The 17508-nt window shown below is 72.2% G+C and carries 18 protein-coding genes; 11 read left to right on the top strand and 7 right to left on the bottom strand.

The genetic code is table 11. From position 1 onward, the window contains the following. Positions 1 to 32: 32 nt before the first annotated feature. The 8 genes from ACZ4TG_RS07955 to ACZ4TG_RS07920 are packed head-to-tail and all read left to right on the top strand — an operon-like array spanning position 33 to position 9537. The gene (locus tag ACZ4TG_RS07955; RefSeq protein WP_468160578.1) at positions 33 to 746 is read left to right on the top strand and encodes a glycosyltransferase family 2 protein; all 714 of its coding nucleotides are present in this window, start codon (positions 33 to 35) and stop codon (positions 744 to 746) included. Next, a complete protein-coding gene (locus tag ACZ4TG_RS07950; RefSeq protein ID WP_468160577.1) occupies positions 743 to 1168 on the top strand; it encodes a hypothetical protein in 426 nt (141 codons plus the stop codon). The genes ACZ4TG_RS07955 and ACZ4TG_RS07950 overlap by 4 nt, the downstream gene beginning before the upstream one ends. Continuing rightward, complete coding sequence (locus ACZ4TG_RS07945; RefSeq protein ID WP_468160576.1) at positions 1168 to 2292, top strand: glycosyltransferase family 4 protein; 1125 nt, start codon at positions 1168 to 1170, stop codon at positions 2290 to 2292. Before ACZ4TG_RS07950 ends, ACZ4TG_RS07945 begins: the two co-directional genes overlap by 1 nt. After that, the gene (locus ACZ4TG_RS07940; protein WP_468160575.1) at positions 2289 to 4580 is read left to right on the top strand and encodes a DUF2206 domain-containing protein; all 2292 of its coding nucleotides are present in this window, start codon (positions 2289 to 2291) and stop codon (positions 4578 to 4580) included. Before ACZ4TG_RS07945 ends, ACZ4TG_RS07940 begins: the two co-directional genes overlap by 4 nt. After that, positions 4577 to 5728, top strand: coding sequence for a glycosyltransferase family 4 protein (locus tag ACZ4TG_RS07935; RefSeq protein WP_468160574.1), 1152 nt, complete (start codon positions 4577 to 4579; stop codon positions 5726 to 5728). Before ACZ4TG_RS07940 ends, ACZ4TG_RS07935 begins: the two co-directional genes overlap by 4 nt. A 22-nt stretch (positions 5729 to 5750) precedes the next feature. Beyond that, positions 5751 to 7181 carry a lipopolysaccharide biosynthesis protein gene (locus ACZ4TG_RS07930; protein ID WP_468160573.1) on the top strand — a complete coding sequence of 477 codons (1431 nt, stop codon included), beginning with the start codon at positions 5751 to 5753 and terminating at the stop codon, positions 7179 to 7181. Next, positions 7178 to 8422 (top strand): polysaccharide pyruvyl transferase family protein, encoded by a 1245-nt coding sequence (locus ACZ4TG_RS07925; RefSeq protein WP_468160572.1) that lies wholly within the window; start codon positions 7178 to 7180, stop codon positions 8420 to 8422. Before ACZ4TG_RS07930 ends, ACZ4TG_RS07925 begins: the two co-directional genes overlap by 4 nt. Beyond that, a complete protein-coding gene (locus ACZ4TG_RS07920; protein WP_468160571.1) occupies positions 8419 to 9537 on the top strand; it encodes a glycosyltransferase family 4 protein in 1119 nt (372 codons plus the stop codon). Before ACZ4TG_RS07925 ends, ACZ4TG_RS07920 begins: the two co-directional genes overlap by 4 nt. Positions 9538 to 9597: 60 nt before the next feature. Here the strand turns inward: ACZ4TG_RS07920 and ACZ4TG_RS07915 are convergent, their stop codons facing one another. Both ACZ4TG_RS07915 and ACZ4TG_RS07910 read right to left on the bottom strand, forming a co-directional pair. Next, positions 9598 to 10803 (bottom strand): cellulase family glycosylhydrolase, encoded by a 1206-nt coding sequence (locus ACZ4TG_RS07915; protein ID WP_468160570.1) that lies wholly within the window; start codon positions 10801 to 10803, stop codon positions 9598 to 9600. A gap of 75 nt (positions 10804 to 10878) precedes the next feature. Then, positions 10879 to 11175, bottom strand: coding sequence for a hypothetical protein (locus ACZ4TG_RS07910; RefSeq protein ID WP_468160569.1), 297 nt, complete (start codon positions 11173 to 11175; stop codon positions 10879 to 10881). Between the two features lie 168 nt (positions 11176 to 11343). Here ACZ4TG_RS07910 and ACZ4TG_RS07905 point away from each other — a divergent pair, with 168 nt between their 5' ends. Continuing rightward, a complete protein-coding gene (locus tag ACZ4TG_RS07905) occupies positions 11344 to 11901 on the top strand; it encodes a hypothetical protein (protein WP_468160568.1) in 558 nt (185 codons plus the stop codon). Between the two features lie 108 nt (positions 11902 to 12009). On the opposite strand, the gene ACZ4TG_RS07900 is transcribed toward ACZ4TG_RS07905, so the two are convergent. Next, a complete protein-coding gene (locus tag ACZ4TG_RS07900; protein ID WP_468160567.1) occupies positions 12010 to 12183 on the bottom strand; it encodes a CsbD family protein in 174 nt (57 codons plus the stop codon). A gap of 366 nt (positions 12184 to 12549) precedes the next feature. On the opposite strand from ACZ4TG_RS07900, the gene ACZ4TG_RS07895 reads away from it, so the two are divergent. Further along, positions 12550 to 13404 (top strand): alpha/beta fold hydrolase, encoded by an 855-nt coding sequence (locus tag ACZ4TG_RS07895; RefSeq protein WP_468160566.1) that lies wholly within the window; start codon positions 12550 to 12552, stop codon positions 13402 to 13404. A 48-nt stretch (positions 13405 to 13452) separates the two neighbouring features. On the opposite strand, the gene ACZ4TG_RS07890 is transcribed toward ACZ4TG_RS07895, so the two are convergent. The 3 genes from ACZ4TG_RS07890 to ACZ4TG_RS07880 form a co-directional block, all read right to left on the bottom strand. Beyond that, positions 13453 to 13821 (bottom strand): hypothetical protein, encoded by a 369-nt coding sequence (locus ACZ4TG_RS07890; protein ID WP_468160565.1) that lies wholly within the window; start codon positions 13819 to 13821, stop codon positions 13453 to 13455. Positions 13822 to 13919: 98 nt separating this feature from the next. Continuing rightward, positions 13920 to 14042 (bottom strand): hypothetical protein, encoded by a 123-nt coding sequence (locus ACZ4TG_RS07885; RefSeq protein WP_468160564.1) that lies wholly within the window; start codon positions 14040 to 14042, stop codon positions 13920 to 13922. Between the two features lie 10 nt (positions 14043 to 14052). Next, positions 14053 to 14208 carry a hypothetical protein gene (locus ACZ4TG_RS07880; RefSeq protein WP_468160563.1) on the bottom strand — a complete coding sequence of 52 codons (156 nt, stop codon included), beginning with the start codon at positions 14206 to 14208 and terminating at the stop codon, positions 14053 to 14055. 207 nt (positions 14209 to 14415) lie between these two features. Between ACZ4TG_RS07880 and ACZ4TG_RS07875 the strand changes: the two genes are divergently transcribed. Then, complete coding sequence (locus tag ACZ4TG_RS07875) at positions 14416 to 15393, top strand: hypothetical protein (protein ID WP_468160562.1); 978 nt, start codon at positions 14416 to 14418, stop codon at positions 15391 to 15393. Between the two features lie 13 nt (positions 15394 to 15406). Here ACZ4TG_RS07875 and ACZ4TG_RS07870 read toward each other — a convergent pair whose 3' ends face one another. Beyond that, complete coding sequence (locus tag ACZ4TG_RS07870; protein WP_468160561.1) at positions 15407 to 16006, bottom strand: SMI1/KNR4 family protein; 600 nt, start codon at positions 16004 to 16006, stop codon at positions 15407 to 15409. Positions 16007 to 17508: the final 1502 nt, after the last annotated feature.

The raw sequence follows: 17508 nt of genomic DNA, 5'->3' as shown, positions 1-17508 counted from the left end.
CACCGGGGGATGAATTGAATACGCTTTCCGTCGTGATTCCCGCGCTCAACGAGGCGCCCAACCTGCCGAGTGTGGTGAACTCGGTGCCCACGGGGGCGCTCCGCGCCCTGGGCTGGGAGACCGAGGTCATCATCGTGGACAACGCGTCCACGGACGACACGGCCGCGGTGGCCGCCGCGCTCGGCGCCACGGTCGTCTCCCAGCCGGAACGGGGCTACGGCAACGCCTACCACGCCGGCTTCCGCGCCGCGAAGGGCGACGTCATAGCCACCGGCGACGCCGACTGCACCTACCCGTTCGACTCGCTGCCCGAGCTGCTGGCCACGCTGACCGAGGCCGACATCGAGTTCATGACCACCGACCGGCTCCGCCGCGAGAACCGCTCGGCGATGAAGCGGTCGCACACCATGGCCAACTATGCGCTGAGCGCCCTGAGCCGGGCCCTGTTCCGCAACGGACTGCGCGACTCGCAGTCCGGTATGTGGGTCTTCCGCCGGTACGTCTGGGACGGCGTTGACGTACAGTCGACGGGCATGGCCTTTTCCCAGGAGATCAAGAACGCCGCCACCCGAGCCGGCTACCGGTGCCTCGAAGTACCCATCGAGTACCGCAACCGCCAGGGCGAGGTGAAGCTGAACGCGCTGCCCGACGGCATGGCCAACCTGCGCCAGCTCTTCGCGCACCGCTTCCGCCGGCCCGCCGAGGACCGGCGTACGAACTACGAGCGGCGGCACACCCCGGCATGAGGAAGCGTCTGATCCGGGCGGCGCTGGTGCTCGTCCTGGCCGCGGGGCTGTGCGCGGGCGCCTGGTCGCTGCCGCCCGTGCGGACGGTCCTCCTGGAGTCGTTCACCCGTCAGCAGACTGCCTTCATCGAGCTCTACTTCACGGAGAACCCGCGCTTCGACGGTGCGAGCGTCCTCGTGCCCTTCGCCGTGAACGACCACGGCTCCGGGGCTCGCTCCCTGGTCGCGACGCTCACCGTCGAGGCTGCGGACGGCAAGGTATTGGCGACCGAGAACTATGCCGTCGAGCCCCACCAGGGCGCCGCGGTCCCGGTCACGGCGCGGGTGCGCGCCAAGGGGGCCGACGTCGCCGTCGTCCGGGTCTCCCTGGCCGGCCATCCGCAGACCCTCCACTTCCGCTTCGGCCCGCCCCCGGAACTCTGATGCGCACCGTTCTCCAGATCACCCCGTACTACCCCCCGCACCTCGGCGGCCTCGAACGCGTCGTGCTGCAGCTGTCGCGCCGTCTCGCGGAGCGCCACGACGTCCGCGTCGTCACCACCACGCTGGGCTCCGGCGGCGCGCCGCGGCGAGCCCGTGAGGACGGAGTGGCCGTACGCAGGCACCGTGCCACCGAGGTCGCGCACACCGCGATCGCCCCCGGCCTCCTCGGCTCGCTGCTGGCCGCGCCGCGCGGCGCGGTGCTGCACGCGCACTGCGCGCACGCCCTCCTGCCGGAGACGGTGGCGCTCGCCGCGTGGCTGCGCCGGCAGCCGTACGTCCTCCACTTCCACCTCGACGTGGACGCCAGCGGACGCCTCGGCGGGCTCCTGCCGGCCTACAAGAAGCACGTCTTCGGGCGCGTCGCACGCGCCGCGGCGGCGGTCATCGTGCTGACCGAGCAGCAGGCCCGCTTCGTCGAGGACGCCTACCGGGTACCGGCCGGGCGGGTGCACGTGGTGCCCAACGGAGTCGGCCCGGAGTTCTTCCGCCCCGCCCCGGCCACCGTGAGCGCCCCGGCCGTTCCGCCCGCCACCGGCGCCCGCCCCCTGCGGCTGCTCTACGTCGGCCGCCTCAGCGCGCAGAAGAACCTCGCGCGCCTGCTCGACGCGGTCAGCCTCGCCGCCGCCCCGGTCCGGCTCCGCATCGTCGGCGGCGGCGAGCTCGACGTCGAACTGCGCGCCCGGGCCGCCCGCCTCGGGCTCGGCGAGCGCGTCCGGTTCACCGGTCCGCTGCACGGCGGGGACCTCCTCGCCGCCTACGCGGACGCCGACGCCTTCGTCCTGCCCTCCGACCGCGAGGGCATGCCCCTCGCCGCCCTGGAGGCCATGGCCGGCGCCCTCCCCGTACTGGCCACCGACGTGCCCGGCAACACGGAGCTGCTCCGCGGCGTCGGCCTGCTGGCCGCTCCGGAACCGGCCGCGCTCGCCGCCGCGCTGGACCGCCTCGCGGCCGACCCCGGCCTGCGGCGCGAACTGGCCGTACGCAGCGCCGAGCGGGCCCGGCGGCACACCTGGGAGGAAGTCGCGCGGCAGGTGGAGCTCGTGTACCGGAGGGCAGGGATATGAATCCGCCCAGCTGGCTGCGCGGGCGCCTCGGCGTCCTGTTGAGCCTCGGCCCCGCCTGCGCCGTCGAGACGCTGCCCGGCGTCCCCGGCCTCCTGCTCGCGCCCGTCGGCCTGTGGCTGCTCTTCGCCGCTCCCGTGCTGCTGCTGCGCGGTCTCACCGACAAGGTGGTCTCCACCCGCAGCGGCTCGCTCATGCTGGCGACCGGTCTCACCGTGCTCCTCGACATCCTCGTGGCGCTGGCCGTCAACACCGCGCTGCCGCCGCTCGGCGTGGAACGGCCGCTGACCCGGCTGGTGCTGGCCGCCGCGACCACCGCCGTGCTCCTCGTCCTCGGCGTCCTCGCCCCCGAGTCACACCACCCCCTGCTGCGCGGCGCGCCCCTGCGCGGCGCCCGCCCGGTGGCCTGGGCGGCCGCAGCCGCGCTGGTGCTCTCCGTGGCCGGCCCGATCCGCCTCAACAACGGTCTGGGCGGCGCCGTCAGCACGGCCGCCCTGGTCCTGGTCGCGGCGCTGGTCGTGCTCCTGCTGGTACGCGGCAGCCGCTACTCCCCGCCCGTCCTGGAGGCCGGGATCTACGCGGCGTCCGCCGCCCTGCTGCTGCTCACCTCCCTGCGCGGCTGGTACGTCACCGGTCACGACATCCAGCGCGAGTACCTCTTCTTCCGGCTGACCCTCGGCGGCGGGTTCTGGGACATCTCCGCCTACACCGACCCGTACAACGCGTGCCTGAGCATCACCCTGCTCCCGGTCAGCGTGTTCCGGCTCACCGGGATCGAGGACGTCTACGTCTTCAAGACGGTCCTGCCGCTGCTGTTCGCCCTGACCCCGGTGCTGGTCCACCGTGCGGTGCGCAACGTGGCGCCCCCGCTGGTGGCCCTGCTCTCCGCCGTGTTCTTCATGGCGTTCCCCACCTTCTTCACCGACATGCCGTTCCTGGGCCGGCAGGCGATCGCCTTCCTGCTCCTGGCCTGCGCGATGCTCGTCCTGACGGACGCCCGGCGCCCGCTGCCCCTGCGGCGCGTGGTGTTCACGGTGCTGCTGGCCGGCGTGGTCCTGTCGCACTACTCGACGATCTACGTGATCGTCGGCACCCTGGCGACGGCCTTCACCGTGGACAAGGTCTGGCGGCTGGCCTCCCGCCGGGGCCGCCGCAATCCGCACCGCGCCCGCGGCCACGACCGCATGCGGACCTTCCTGACGTGGTGGACGGTGGCCGTACCGGCCGTGCTGGCGCTGCTCTGGGCCGGCCCCCTCACCCACACCGGCGGCCAGCTCGAAAGCACGCTACGCGTCGTCGCCGGCGACCTGTTCGGGCCGGGAGACGCCCGCGGCGGCTCCTCCGACACCCGCTACAGCCTCTTCGGCGGCGCCGGCGTCACACCCCAGGAGCGGCTCGACGAGTACCGCGAGGACACCGTCGGCTACACCCGGACCGACCGAGCGGCCGGCAAGTACCCGCCGCTGGAAAGCCTGGCGAAGTACCCGACGCCCGTCGCGGAGAAGGAGAACATGCCGCTCACGCCCGTCGGCCGAGCGCTGGACGGCGCCGGCGTGAGCGTACCGGCCGTCAACGGGCTGCTCCGTCAGGCCGCCGCCCTGCTGCTCCAGGTCCTGGTCCTGGTCGGGTTCGTGGTCGCCCTGCGCGGCCGCAGGAGTCCCTTCACCCCCGTCCGCGACCAGACCACGCTGACCGTGGGCGCCCTCGCCATGATGGGCCTGTTCACGCTCGTGCCCCAGCTGTCGGTCGACTACAGCGTGCTGCGGGCCTTCCAGCAGGGGCTGCTGTTCTTCGCCCCGTTCATCGCGGTGGGCGCCCTGTGGGCGGTGCGCTGGGCCGGCCGCCGGGCCGTCCCCGCGCTCTGCGTCCTGGTCGCCGGGTTGCTGCTCGACCTGACGGGCGTGGTCCCCAAGGCCCTCGGCGGCTATCCCGCGCAGCTCGCGCTCAGCAATTCCGGGCCCTCCTACGACATCTACTACCCGCACGCCGAGGACCGCCGGGCCGCGATGTGGCTCAACCAGCGGGCGGCGGGCGACGACGTCGTCGTCCAGACCGACCGGTACTCCTTCAGCCGGCTCCAGACCCTCTTCTCCGTCCGCACCCAGGACAGCGTCCACCCCGCGCTGCTGCGGTCCCAGTCCTACGTGCTGCTCGGGACCACCCCCACCCGCAAGGACGAGGTCACCGTCTTCTTCCGGGGCGACCTCGTGACGTACCGGTATCCGCGCGGCCTCCTCGACACCACACGCAACCTGATCTACAGCAACGAAGGGGCCGTGATCTACCGGTGACCCACTCCCAGCGGCAGCCCCGGGTCCTGCTCGTCAGCCACTACTACCCGCCGCACCTGGGCGGCATCGAGAACGTCGTCCGCAACGAGGCCCTCCACCTGGCCCGGCACGGCGCCGACGTCACCGTCCTCACCAGCGGCGAACGCGCCGGGACCGGCCTGGAGGAAGGCGTCCGCGTCGTACGCGTCGCCGCGTCGAACGCGGTGGAGCGCCGGTCCGGCGTCCCCTTCCCGCTGTTCTCGCCGGCCCTGCTGCCCGCGGCCCTGCGCTGGGCCCGGCACGCCGACGTCGTCCACGTCCACGACTGCCTGTACGCCTCCTCCTGGGCGGCCGGGCTCGCCGCGGCCGTCACCCGCACCCCCACCGTGGTGACCCAGCACGTGGGCCTGGTCGAGCACCCCTCGGCCCTGGTACGCGCCGTCCAGCGGGCCGTCTACGCCGTCGCGGGCAGGCCGCTGCTCCGCCGCGCCCGCCGGGTGCTCACCGTCAACGCCGGTGTCGCCGCCTTCGTAGGCGGGCTCGGCGCCCGCCCGGAGGCCCGCCACCACCTCGCCAACGGCGTGGACACCGACCTGTTCCGGCCGCCCGCCGACCCCGCGGAGCGCGCCGCGGCCCGCGCGCGGCTCGGTCTGCCCGCCGGGCGCACCCTGGTGCTCTTCGCGGGCCGCCTCGTCCCCAAGAAGGGGTACGGCCTCCTCCTCGACGCGCACGCCGGCGACACCGCCTACGACCTCGTCTTCGCCGGCGACGGGGACGCCACGGCCCTCGCCGGCCGCCCCGGGGTCCACCGCCTGGGCGCCCTGTCCGCCGAGGACCTCGCCGACGCCTACCGGGCGTGTGACGTGTTCGCCCTGCCCTCGACCGCCGAGGGCTTCCCGCTGACCGTCCAGGAGGCCATGGCCTGCGGCCTGCCCGTCGTCACCACCGACGACCCGGGGTACGCGCCCTACGGCCTGGACCGCTCCGTGGCCCTGCTGGTCCCGCGGGAGACCGCCGCGCTGCGCGCCGCGCTCGACGGGCTGGTCGCGGACCCCGGCGCGCGGGCCGCGACGGGAGCCGCCGCCCGGGCCTTCGCCGAGGCCTCCTTCGGCTGGGACCGGCACGTGAGCGCGCTGCTCGGGCACTACCGGGACGCCCGCCGTGGGTAGGCACGCCCGACCCCCGGACCAGATGTTCCGCAGCTCCTTCTTCCTGCTGGCCTCGACCGTCACGACGGCCGGGCTGAGCTTCCTCTTCTGGGTGGTCGTCGCCCGCTTCTACCCGCCCGAGCAGGTCGGGCTGGCCACCTCGCTGATCTCCGCGACCTCGCTGCTGTCCTACCTCAGCATGTTCGGCCTCAACAGCACCCTGATCCGCTTCCCCGCCGAGGGCACGGCCCGCAACGGCCAGATCACCCAGTCCATGGCGCTGGTGGTGCTCGTCTCCTGCGTCGCCGCCGGGATCTACCTGCTGGGGCTGCCGTGGTACGGGCACAAGCTGCTGTTCGTCCGCGACCACCCCCAGCTCGCCGTGCTCTTCGTCCTGTTCTGTGCCTGCTCCGCGCTGAACCTGCTGGTCAAGTCGGTGTTCATCAGCGCCCGCATGGCGCAGTACAACGTGCTGTTCGACGGCATCCTCCAGGGCCTGGCCAAACTGGCCGCGCCCGTCGCCCTCGTCGGCTTCGGCGCGGTCGGCATCCTCGGCTCCGCCGGGATCGGCTACGCGGTCGCCGCAGGCGCGGCCCTCCTCCTGCTCCGGCGCCGCCTCGGCTTCCGCTTCGACCTCCGGACCCGGGGCACCCGGCTGCGCGAACAACTGCGCTTCTCCGTCGCCAGCTACGTCTCCAGTCTGATCAACCTGGCGCCCGTCCTGGTCACTCCGCTGATCGTGCTCCAGAAGCTGGGCGCCGCAGAGGCCGGCTACTACTTCGTCGCCTTCCAGATCGCCGCCCTGCTGAACTCCGTGTCCACCGCCGTGGGGGAGGCCGTCTTCGCCGAGGTCTCCTCCGACGAATCCCGCTTCGGCGAGCTCCTGCGCCGCTCCGCGCAGATCATCGCCGCCGTGCAGGTGCCGGCCGTCGCCGTCGTGGCGGCCGGCAGCGGACTGCTCCTGCTCGTGTTCGGCGGCGGCTACGCCACCACCGCGAGCGGACTGCTCAGCGTGCTGGCCGTCGCCGCCCTCGCCGTCGCCCTCAACACCTGGGCCTGCTTCGGGCTGAAGCTGGCCCAGCGGATGAAACAGCTCATCACCGCCAACACCATCCTCGCGGGCACCTCCATCGGCCTGTCGGCGCTGTGGGCGCCGCGCGGACTGGTCTGGGTGGGCTACGCCTGGGGCATCGGCAACCTGGCCGCCGGGCTGTTCGCCACCACCGCGCTGCTGCGCGGCCGGCCCTCCGCGCCCCGCCCGCCGCAACCGGACGTCGACCCCGGACCGGGCTGGTCCCCGGTCGACACCCTCCAACTGCGCGCCGTACGCCTGCCCGGGCCGAAGCCCCCGGCCCCGCCCCCGCCCGACCCCACCCGGAAGACCGCCGCCGCACCGGCGGCACCGCCGTCCGCCGCTCCGCCCTCTGCCGCAACGCCGTCTGCCGCACCGCCTGTCGAGAGGTACCGCCCGTGAAGATCGTGGTGATCAACGCCTACGTCCGGGAGAACGCGGGCGACGCCGCGCTGCTCTCCGTCTGCCTGCGCCAGATCCGCGAGGCCTTCCCCGGGGCCGAGGTACGCGTCGCGGGCATGGAGGACCCCGCCGTCCACCCCGTCTTCGAGGGCGCACCCAACCTCGGCTCGATCCGCCGCCACGTCGCCGACGGAACGGTCTCCCTGCCCCGCCGGATCCTGCGGAAGCTGTCCGTCGGCGCGACCGCCGCCGGGCTCCTCCTGCTGCCCCGCGCCGCGGCGGGCCTCCTGCGGCGTGCCCTGCCCGCCGAGGCCCGGCGCGAAGCGGACGCCCTGACCGGCGCCGACCTGGTGGTGTCCACCGGAGGCGCCTACGTCCTGGCCCGCCCGGGGCTCGACGGCCACCAGAACGTCTTCTTCGTCCTGCTGCCCGTCCTGCTCGCCCAGCGCGCCGGCGTGCCCGTCGTGTTCGCCCCCCAGTCCTACGGGCCGTTCCCCGCATCCGTCCAACGCCGCCTCGTCGCCCGCGCCCTCGGCCGCTCCCCGCTCGTCCTGGCCCGCGAGGACGTCAGCGTGGCCCAGCTGCGCGGCTGCGGCCTGCCCGACGCGGCCGTCACCCGCGGCGTGGACTCCGGCTTCGCCTTCGACCCGGCGCCCGTCTCCGACTGGCGGACCCGCCTCGGCGTGAGCCCGCAGCAGCGGCTGGTCGGGGTCACGGCCCGGCGCTGGCTGGCCCCGGCCGCGCAGGACGCCTACGAACGGGCCCTGGCCGAAACCATCGACGCCGTCCAGGCCACCGGAGCCCGCGTCGTGCTGATCCCGCAGGTCAGCACCGACTACCTGGGCGACGACGACCGCATCGTGGAGCGCCGGATCGCCTCCCACTGCACCGGGGTCCCCCTGCTCATCGAGGACAGCGTGGACTACCGCGACCTCAAGGGCGTCTACCGCGAGTGCGCCCTGCTGATCGGCACCCGCTTCCACTCCGTGATCTTCTCGCTGACCAGCGGAGTGCCCTGCGTGGCCATCGAGTACGAGCACAAGACCGGCGGCATCATGGCCGATCTCGGCCTCGGCGACCACGTGCTGCCCATCGAGGACGTCACCCACCCCCGGCTGTGGACGCTCGTCGAGCCGCTGCTCCACGACGACTCCGGCTACCGCGCGCAGCTGGCCCGGCGCCTGCCCGGATACGTCGCCGAAGCCGACCGCTTCCCCGCCCTGCTGCGGGCCGCCGCGTGAACTCCCGCACCGTGGCCGTCGTCACCCCCTACTACCCGCCGCACCTCGGCGGCGTCGAGCAGTACGCCGCCCGGGTCGCCCGCGCCGTGCACGACGCGGACGGCCTCGACGCCATCGTGCTCACCAGCCGCCCCGGCCTGCGCACCCGAACCCGCGTGGAGGACGGCGTACGGGTCGTGCGGCTCGGCGCCTGGCTCCGGCTCTCCAACACCCCCCTGAGCCCCCTGTGGCCGCTCCAGGTCCGGTACTGGCTGCGCCGTACGGGCGCCGACGTGGTCCACGCCCACGCCCCCGTGCCGGGCCTCGGGGACATCGCCGTGGCCGTGGCGGGGCGCCGCCCCGCCGTGCTCACCTACCATTCCGGCTCGATGCTCAAGGGCGGCCCCGGCACCGGAGCCGCCGACCGCCTCATCGCCTTCTACGAGCGCCGGGTGCTGCCAAGGGTGTTCGCCCGGGCCCGCGCCCTGGTCGCCGTGTCCCCGGTGTCCCTGGCCGCCCCCCGGCCCGGAGCCCTGGAGATCAGCCCGGGCGTCGACACCGGCCGGTTCACCCCGGGCCGGCCGCCCTCCGAACGCCCGCCGACCCTCCTCTACGTCGGCCGCATCGACCGGTCCTCGGCCTGGAAGGGCGTCGACGTCCTGGTCCGCGCCCTGGCCGAGGTGCCCGGGGCGCGGCTGCGCCTCGTCGGCGGCGGCGACGCGGTCGCCGACCACCTCGCCCTGGCCGCCTCCCTCGGTGTCGCCGACCGGGTCACCGCGGCCGGGGAGCTGACCGGCCCCGACCTCGCCCGGGCGGTCCGCGAGGCCGCGGTGCTGGTGCTGCCGTCGCTGACCGAGGCCGAGTCCTTCGGCATGGTCCTCGTGGAGGCCATGGCCTGCGGAACTCCCGTGGTCGGCTCCCGGGTCGGCGGCATCCCGCACGTCGTGGAGGACGGGCGGACCGGGCTGCTGGTCCCCCCGGGCGACCCGGGCGCCCTGGCGGGGGCCTGCCGCCGGCTGCTCGAGGACGGAGCCCTGGCCGACCGGCTGGGCGCGGCGGGCCTGCGCGCCGCGCGCGAGCGGTTCGCCTGGGACGGCCTCCTGGCCCGGTACGTGGAGCTGTTCCGCTCGCTCTGACCACCGGCCGGGCCCGGCCCGGCCGGAAGCCGGCGCCGGAGCCCCGGGGCGCGGGCGCCGCTACTTCGGCTGCTTCTTCTCGTACTCCTCGATCGCGGTCCGCAGCGCGGCGAACGCCGGCTTCGCGGAACCGTCGTAGCGGCGCAGCCCGTAGTACTTGGAGTGGCTCTTGTCGTTGCCGGTGGCCGTGTCCTGGTGGGCGAACCAGAACGCGGCCGCCACGTACTTGTCCTGCGCGGCGGTCGGCACGGTGTCGGTGGCGATCCGCGCCTGGAACTCCTCCGTGACGTGCGTGATGTTCTCGGCCCGGGACTTCTCGTTGGCCGCGGCGTTGCCGGGGCCGTTGGTCGGCGCGCCCGTCTCGGTCAGCCACACGGGCAGGCCGGGCGTGCCGTGCCGCTCGGCGATGCCGACCAGGTTCTCACCGGCGCTGCTGACCTCCTTGAACACCTTGCCGTCGTGCGGGAGCTGGGGCCAGGCGTAGGGGTGGTAGCTGATCGCGTCGACCGCCTTGTTGCCGCCGAGCCGGCAGACCTGCTCCAGGAAGTCCAGGTGGGAGACGTAGCTGATCGACTCCCAGGTGCCGACCGCGGCCAGCCCGCCCATGAGGACGTAGGCCGTCGGGTCGGCTTCGCGCAGTGCGGCCGTGGTGGACTTCAGCAGCGCGGTGTACCCCTTGGCGTCGGGCTTGGGGTACCAGAACTGGGGGATGTTGGGCTCGTTCCAGACCTCCCAGGTGTGCACGCCCTGGGGCGCGTAGCGCAGGGCCGCGAGCTTGGCGAAGGCCGCGAACTTCTTCGGGTCCGCCGGCGGACACGTGGGCCGCTGCCCCGTACAGGACGCGGACCGCGCCCACGCGGGGGTGTAGGCGACCGTGGCGAGGACGTCGAGGTTGCGTTCGCGGGCCGCCTTGACGATCCGGTCGAAGCGCTGCCACTGGTAGCCGCGGGGGCTGTCCGGCTGGATGTTGTTCCAGGACAGGTCCACCCGGATCCAGGTGGTGCCGAGGCCCACGGCGTCGTTGAGGGCGGCGGCCAGGCCGTCGTCGGACTTCCAGGTGAGGGTGTCGCCGTAGGAGAGGCCGAGCCGCAGATCGTGCTCCTTGGGCGGCTCGGGGGGCCGCTGCAGGCCCCCGGCGGCGCGCGGGTCCGCGTCGGACGCCGGCCCGGTCGAGGACGACGCCGCCACGATCGTCGCGACGGTCGCCAGGACGAAGGAGACGAGGGCGACGACCAGCCGCTGCCGTGTACTTGAGTGCCCCACCATGGGGGTCAGCCTAGGCCAAGTGTGCGGATGGTCGGGCCCCCAGGCCATCCGGGTCCGCGGACGCGGTCCAAATGGTCAGGGATCGCCTGGGGAACGCAGGAAGTGCCCCTGTCCGGAGTCCGACGGCAACGGCAGGGCGACGGGTCTGGACAGCCCGCCGGAGGCGACGGCGAGGACCCGTCCGCGGATCGTGGTGTCGCCGCCGTCCGCCATGTCCGCCCAGGGCAGGAAGGCACTGTCCTGGGTGCCGTTGCCGAACACGGCCGCTGCGCTCAAGTGGAAGCGGTTTCCGTCGGTACCGGAGCTGACCTGGACCTTGGGCCCGATCTCGAGCTGGGAGTCCGAGCACAGCTGGGCCATCACGGTCGGCACGGTCGTGAACGTGTCCGCGCTCTTCCCCGTCTGGCAGCGCTGCCAGGGCCGGTGAGCTCACCCGTACTGCGGTGCGCCCGCAATCCGACGGCGGCCATCCAGGGGCCGGGCCAGGCCGGGGCACGCCGTCGTCGCACCGGTCAGTGCTGGGCGAGGAAGGGCTGTGGCATGCTCGGCCGCGTGATCGATACCCCGACCGATGGCTGGTCGTTCGCGACGGCGCGGGAGCCGGCCCGATTCGGTGTCTGCGAGGTGAACGGCGCTCCCGGCGTCGAGCACGCGGTGGGCGCGCGCGGGACGCTGTGCGGCATATCGGCGCGGCACACCACCCTCCATCTGCACCTGTTCGTGCCCGAGGCCCTGCAGTCGTGCCGGCGGTGTCGCCGGGAGGCGGAGACCGCTCCGACGCAGCCAAGCGCCCAGGAGCGCCTTCATGGCCGAGTCCGGGCAGCAGCGCAGGACCGGGCTCGCGACGATTTGCTCGCTGCTCTTCACCAGGGTGCGAAGGTCCGCTTGTGGATCAACGGCTCCTCCGCAGATCTGGTGAAGTTCCACGCGAGGCTCGATGGGCTGACCGATGGTGCAGGGCCCGCTGCCGAGGCCTTCGCAGCCGCAGCGACCATCGGATTGGCGAATGTCGAGGACGACCACTGGCGGTTCCTCGTTGTCCTGCCGGAGGACGGCGGCCGCCCGCTCGTCGCGCGCGGACCACGCGACCACCGCTGATACCTCCGCAGCCTTCTCAGGCTGAACGTGGTTCGGGACGCGGCTGGGCCCCGACCCGGGGGGAGGGGGTCGGGGCCCAGCCGGTATGAGGGGGCGTCGGCCTCCGGGCTAGTGGCGGAAGGCGTCCTTGACGTCTTCCTTGGCGTGGCGCGCCTTGCCCTTGGCCTGGTCGGCCCGGCCCTCGGCGGTCATGCGTTCGTTGCCGACGGCCCGGCCGACGGTCTCCTCGACCTTGCCCTTGGCCTGCTCGCCGTGCGCCTTGCTCTTCTCCGTACCCGACATCGGGGACCTCCTCGTGTAGTACCGGATTGGTCGTGACCGCTCGTCTGCTCCCGATCGCCGCCCGCAAACCCCCGCCCCGCGGTCGGGCCTCCGGGTGGTGTGGCCGGCGTGGCGCCGGCTGGTTACACGGCGGCGGCCGCAGGCGCTGTGACCGACCCCTCCTGTGCCTCGAACCTTGTTCATTGCCATCGAGCTTTGATGATCAATATGTTTGTGCCATCGAAGTGTGAGCGGCACGAGCTGCGTGTGTTGAGGACGGCCCCCTCCGGTCCTGCTGGGACGTCCGGTCCGAGCAGGCGACCGCGAGCCGGGACCAGCGATGCACGTGCCACCGATGCCGCAGGACGCCAGAAAGTGAGCAGACAGATGCAACCGACACTCGTACTGGTTCACGGAGCCTTCTCCAACTCCTTCTCCTTCGCGCCGCTCCAGGCCGAACTCGGCCTTCTAGGACACCGTTCGGTCGCCGTCGACCTACCCGGCCATGGTTTCGAGGCGACCTACACGCGCGCCTACCAGACGCCACAAGACGCCGAAGGCCTGGCCACGGCACCCGGCTCGATCAAGGGCGTCACGCTGGCCGACAACGCCGCGCACCTGATCAGGATCCTCGAACGGGCCAAGCAGAACGGGCCGGTGATCCTCGTCTCCCACAGCCGCGGCGGCATGACGGCCACCGCTGCGGCCAACGCGCGGCCAGATCTGATCGACCGCATCGTCTACGTCTCGGCCTGGTGCCCCGTCGACCTGGATGTCAGTGACTACTACACCGAGCCTGAGATGGCCACGGTCGACGCCGCTTCCCTGGCCTTGGCGCTGGCCGGGAACCCTGCCGAACTCGGTCTGCTCCGCGTCAACTTCCGCACCGCGAATCCGGACGCCCTCGCAGCCTTCAAGGCGGCCTTCCTCGCCGACGGCACCGACGAGCAGTTCCTGACCTTCCTGAACACCTTCCAGCCGGACGAGAACCTGGATGTCGGCACCTCCGCCGACCGGGCGCAGGCCGAGACCTGGGGCCGCATCCCGAAGACCTACGTCCGCCTGGCCGACGACACCAGCCTGCCGCTCGCGATACAGGACCGGCTGATCCGCGAAGGCAACGCACTCACGCCGGACAACCCGTACGACGTCCGCACCCTTGAGGGCAGCCACCTGAAGTGGCTGATCGATCCGGCACCAGCGGCTCGAATCCTGGGCGAACTTGCAGCACTGACCGGCTAGCCAGGTGTGGGGTGCGGCCATCCGACCGCGAAGCCTGGTGGCGAACCGTCAGGAGGCGTTGGGCGGTGCTACTTCCGCGAGGCGGACGGAGGAGAAGCACCACCGGAGCCACAGGACGGATTCGATATCCCAGAAGGGAGGGGCGGTCAGCCCGTCCTCGACGGCGAAGCTGAAGCCCTGGGCCGCAAGGATCGCGCGGAGGGTGACGTGCACCCCGGCGTGGTCCTGGGCGACCTTGCCCCAGTCGGGGTACACGGCGCGGCCGTGCACGAGCAGGTATCGCCCGACGAAGGCCGCCCAGTCGCCGGCCCCTGTGATCTCCAGGACCGCGGCTGCGGGGTCAGTGACCTGGAGTTCCCACGTGTGCCAGGGCCGTGGATGGAGATTCGAGCCCTGGCCCAGGTGCATCCGCCACATACCCGGCCGACCCAGGTGGAACGGCTTCGTACTGGCGGGAATGGGGCCCCCGGGGCGTGGTGCACGCGTGGGGGGGGACACCTTCCGGTGGCAGCGGATCAGCAGGAGAGGGCCACTTCCTGGCCGAGGCCGTTGGCGGAGGCCGTGGGAGGGTTGTAGCCGGGATGGAAGACGACCTTGAAGAACATCCAGCCGCGGTAGTTGCCGGGGCTGCACCGCACCGCCGCGTTGTTATGCCACGTGAGTGGAGTTGTGCGGACGCTGCACCTGCACCTGCACCTGCACCTGCACCTGCACCTGCACCTGCCCCTGACCCTGACACAGGATCACGGCTGCCGCGTCCGCGACATCCTCCACTTGCGCGCGCATTTCCTTGGGAACGAGCATTCGAGCCCTGCGCCGGCCTGGTGCGAACACGCCGGATGCTAAACAACGCATTCATACGGCCCCCAGGACGACGCAGGCATCACGGGGGAGCGGTCAGCGCCCGACAGTTGGCCAGTCAGGGCGTTGTGGTTGGCCTGCGCATACCTCGCTCGGCGTGCACACCACCCCGGATATCAGTCGGCCTGACCTGGGCGTTAGCCTCAGCGGATGATTCCTGCGCCGCCACCCAAGGTCATCACGCGCCACCGCGACGGGCGGATCCATGCCTACGTCGTGGCCCCCGGTGCCTACGGGACGCTGGAGCCCGCCGCGGTGTTCCAGCCGCGGGCTGGCGACGAGGTCGAAGAGGCGGTGGTCCCGCACGATCTGGAGCGGGTCGTGTACACGACGCTGAACAGTGTCATCTGCCTCTCGCGCACCGGCGACTTGGTCTGGGCTTCGGACTTCGAGCCGCACTCTGACGCACGCCATGGCCACCGGCCCGGCTGTGCGCTGTCTCTGGACGGCCGGACGGTGTGGGTCTACCGGCCGGACGTGATGGCGCGACGCGGGGGCAAAGACCAGTGGGTGGTGCTCGACGCTGATAGCGGTGCGGTTCTCGCCCGCCGGGAGCTGGGGACGGCCGGGCACGGCGCCGGCCACCACCTGCATCCCGTGGACGGCAGCGTCTACCTCACCATCGGTGAGGGTCAGGATGGCTCCGTCATCCTCCGAGGGACGGCAGGTGCGGACGGTGAGCCGGAGTTCGTGACGTACCCGGGGTGGGACCGCTGCCTCATCGACCTGGCGCCGTCCGGGCAGCAGTTCATGACTGTCGACCACGAGCAGGCGGACGTCGCCTTCCACCACCACCCCAGCGGGGACGTGATCCTGACTCTCTCCCTGGAGGCCTTCGGGTGCGACCCGGAGGAGTCGTTCGTGGAATGGAGCGGCGGCTATTTGACCGAGGACACGGCCGTCGTCAGCCTGAGCGGTGAGAGTCAGGACGGGGAGGACTGGTTCCGCTACCACCTGGTCGAGTTGTGCACGGGCAGGGTCAGTGGAGCAATCAACGCCGAGGTGAGCAGCCCGTACGAACTGGTGCCCCTGGGCGACGGTTCCTGGCTCACCGACGGCCCTGACGGCCACCCCGTCCGCCGGCCCCACGCTCCGCAGCCGTCCGCACCGCCGCACCCGGCTGGTTGACGGGCTTGCAGGGTCACATGCCGCGGTCCGGTCCGTTCCACGGCTCTGGGCGTTCGTCGGCCGTCATGGGGAGTCGACACAGCTGCACCGGACCGGGGTAGAAGGCGGAGCTGTTGGGGCCGGCCATGTCTTCGCCGATGAGGTAGCGGTAGAGCCATTCGGCGAAGCCCATGTCGTATCGTGCCCAGCCCCCGTCCCCGTCTGCGATCAGGAGCCACGGGGTTGTGCTGCCCGCATCGGCCAGGAAGATCGTTTCTCCGCGGTCGGTGCTCGCGATCGGCCACAGCCCGTCGCGGGTGCCGAAACTCAACTCCACGAGTCCGAAGAGCAGGCGCGGGTCTTCATCCGGGTGGAGGTCGTCCCACGGCACGTCGGACCAGGCTTGCGCCGTGCGCCGGATCTGCTGGCCCAGGTTCCAGGGTTCGGTTGCGGGGTGGTGCAGGTACAGGTGGTCGTTGAGCTGGATGGGAGCGTATGCGTCCACCAGGGCTTGAAAGTCCGTCGGCAGCCGGAATCCGAGTTCGGCATGGAGCCGCTCCCAGGCGGCCGGGTCGGCGTAGCGGTTCTGCGCCGGGCCGAGCATCGCTACGGCAGCGGCCAGATAGTCAGTCACGGCGTTCCCCTCGTGGTACGCGCGCCCACCCAGCGGGCATCTGGTCACATCATCCCAGCTCCCGGTGGTCTCCAGCCAGGCCGGCGGCCGGCGGCATCGGTCGAGCTCGGCGGATCGCCCCGGCGGCCTCGATATCGGGAAACTGATTGCGGCTGCGTGTGAACGGTCTGTGCGGGGGAGGCGGGGTTCGCTCGTCAGGCTTTGATCTGTACCCAGGTGTCGTCCGCGCGGAGCCAGAGTGTGCCGTCGCGGCCCCTGGGAGCAGTGCCTGGTCATGAGTCCTGGCAGGCTCAGCTCTTCGTGGGTGGTGATGTGCCAGGTTCCTTCGATGAGTTCCGCGTGGGTCAGTTCGACTGCGGGACGGTTGTGGGGCGGGCGGGTGAGGAGCATGCGGGCGCTGCGGACGGTGATGCCGTCGGTGTTCCACCGGGCCAGGCCGTCGCGGGGCTCTGGATGATCGCCGTAGATGCCCTCGTCGCCGTACGCGGTCCAGATGCCGTCGTCGCGGGGGAACGGCGCAAGTTCTCCTGGTGGACCAGGATCACCGCGAGTGCGCCGTCCGGTCCGACGGCCCACGACAGGGCTCGCCATCCAGCTCGGGCGTCCTCGGCGGGCAGGCTCCACACGACGGGCAGTTCGCCACCAGTCATCGGCAGTCACCTCAGGGACTCCGGGCCCCGACGGCACCCGAAGAGAGCAACGATACTGACAGAGCGGTCAGCACCTTGACCGCCCCCTCCCGGTGAACTCATCGGACCGCCGCGCGCGGTTGGCCGCACGGTGGCGCCGCACGTGGCTGTCGATGTGAGGGTCGACGCTGGGTTTGGCGTGTGTGAAGATGCTGGTATGAAGATCGCTACCCGAAAGGGTTATGCCGCGTAAGCGGCCGGGCGCGTTGCGTGCCCTTCACCCCAGGCTCTCGGTCGTGGGTCGACCTCACCGGATCGACCGGCTGTCGCTGCGCATATCCGCAGCTGTGTTGCGGGCCGAGCGGAAATCGGACTCTGAGGACGTGTGGCCTGGTGCCACTGAAACCGCTGTGCGTTGGCTGCGGCGGTTCCTGGCCCAGCCGGGCCGGTATCTCGAGGTGGCTTTTGCTGTGTGTCCGTGTCCTTCGGACAGGCTCGAGGATGTGGCAGTGGCGAGGGACACGTTGGAGCTTGTGGTGGTGTTGCTGCCTGCGCCGGCGCGCCGGGAGTTGGGGGTGCTTCTCGCTCGGCTCGACGCAGAGCTCTGGCGCAGGACCCTTCCTGATCCCTTCGCGTTTCGCGATCCTTGGAGGAGAGGCGGTTGGTGGCATTACAGGCTCCGCGGCGACCGCCCATTCGGATGAGGACGCATGGGGGGACGGAACCGCTTCCCGGCACGCGAGCCGGCCTGCCGGGTATCGACACCCTCGGCGTCGGCCTGGAGACCGACCTCGACGCCGCGATCGCCGACAGACCACCCACTGGAACTCCGGACCGGTGGACGGCGCCGTCAGCAGGAGCAAGACGATGAAG

This window comes from Streptomyces sp. NPDC028314, from assembly GCF_055565795.1.
Note: the sequence above shows the minus strand (reverse complement) of the source record. Positions and strands in the feature narration are given on the sequence as shown.

Bases quoted from the DNA above. Each gene is read 5' to 3' on its own strand.
- ACZ4TG_RS07950 (WP_468160577.1), top strand. From the start codon at position 743: ATGAGGAAGCGTCTGATCCGGGCGGCGCTGGTGCTCGTCCTGGCCGCG.
- ACZ4TG_RS07945 (WP_468160576.1), top strand. From the start codon at position 1,168: ATGCGCACCGTTCTCCAGATCACCCCGTACTACCCCCCGCACCTCGGC.
- ACZ4TG_RS07940 (WP_468160575.1), top strand. From the start codon at position 2,289: ATGAATCCGCCCAGCTGGCTGCGCGGGCGCCTCGGCGTCCTGTTGAGC.
- ACZ4TG_RS07930 (WP_468160573.1), top strand. From the start codon at position 5,751: ATGTTCCGCAGCTCCTTCTTCCTGCTGGCCTCGACCGTCACGACGGCC.
- ACZ4TG_RS07915 (WP_468160570.1), bottom strand. From the start codon at position 10,803: ATGGTGGGGCACTCAAGTACACGGCAGCGGCTGGTCGTCGCCCTCGTC.
- ACZ4TG_RS07905 (WP_468160568.1), top strand. From the start codon at position 11,344: ATGCTCGGCCGCGTGATCGATACCCCGACCGATGGCTGGTCGTTCGCG.
- ACZ4TG_RS07900 (WP_468160567.1), bottom strand. From the start codon at position 12,183: ATGTCGGGTACGGAGAAGAGCAAGGCGCACGGCGAGCAGGCCAAGGGC.
- ACZ4TG_RS07895 (WP_468160566.1), top strand. From the start codon at position 12,550: ATGCAACCGACACTCGTACTGGTTCACGGAGCCTTCTCCAACTCCTTC.
- ACZ4TG_RS07890 (WP_468160565.1), bottom strand. From the start codon at position 13,821: ATGTGGCGGATGCACCTGGGCCAGGGCTCGAATCTCCATCCACGGCCC.
- ACZ4TG_RS07880 (WP_468160563.1), bottom strand. From the start codon at position 14,208: ATGCTCGTTCCCAAGGAAATGCGCGCGCAAGTGGAGGATGTCGCGGAC.
- ACZ4TG_RS07875 (WP_468160562.1), top strand. From the start codon at position 14,416: ATGATTCCTGCGCCGCCACCCAAGGTCATCACGCGCCACCGCGACGGG.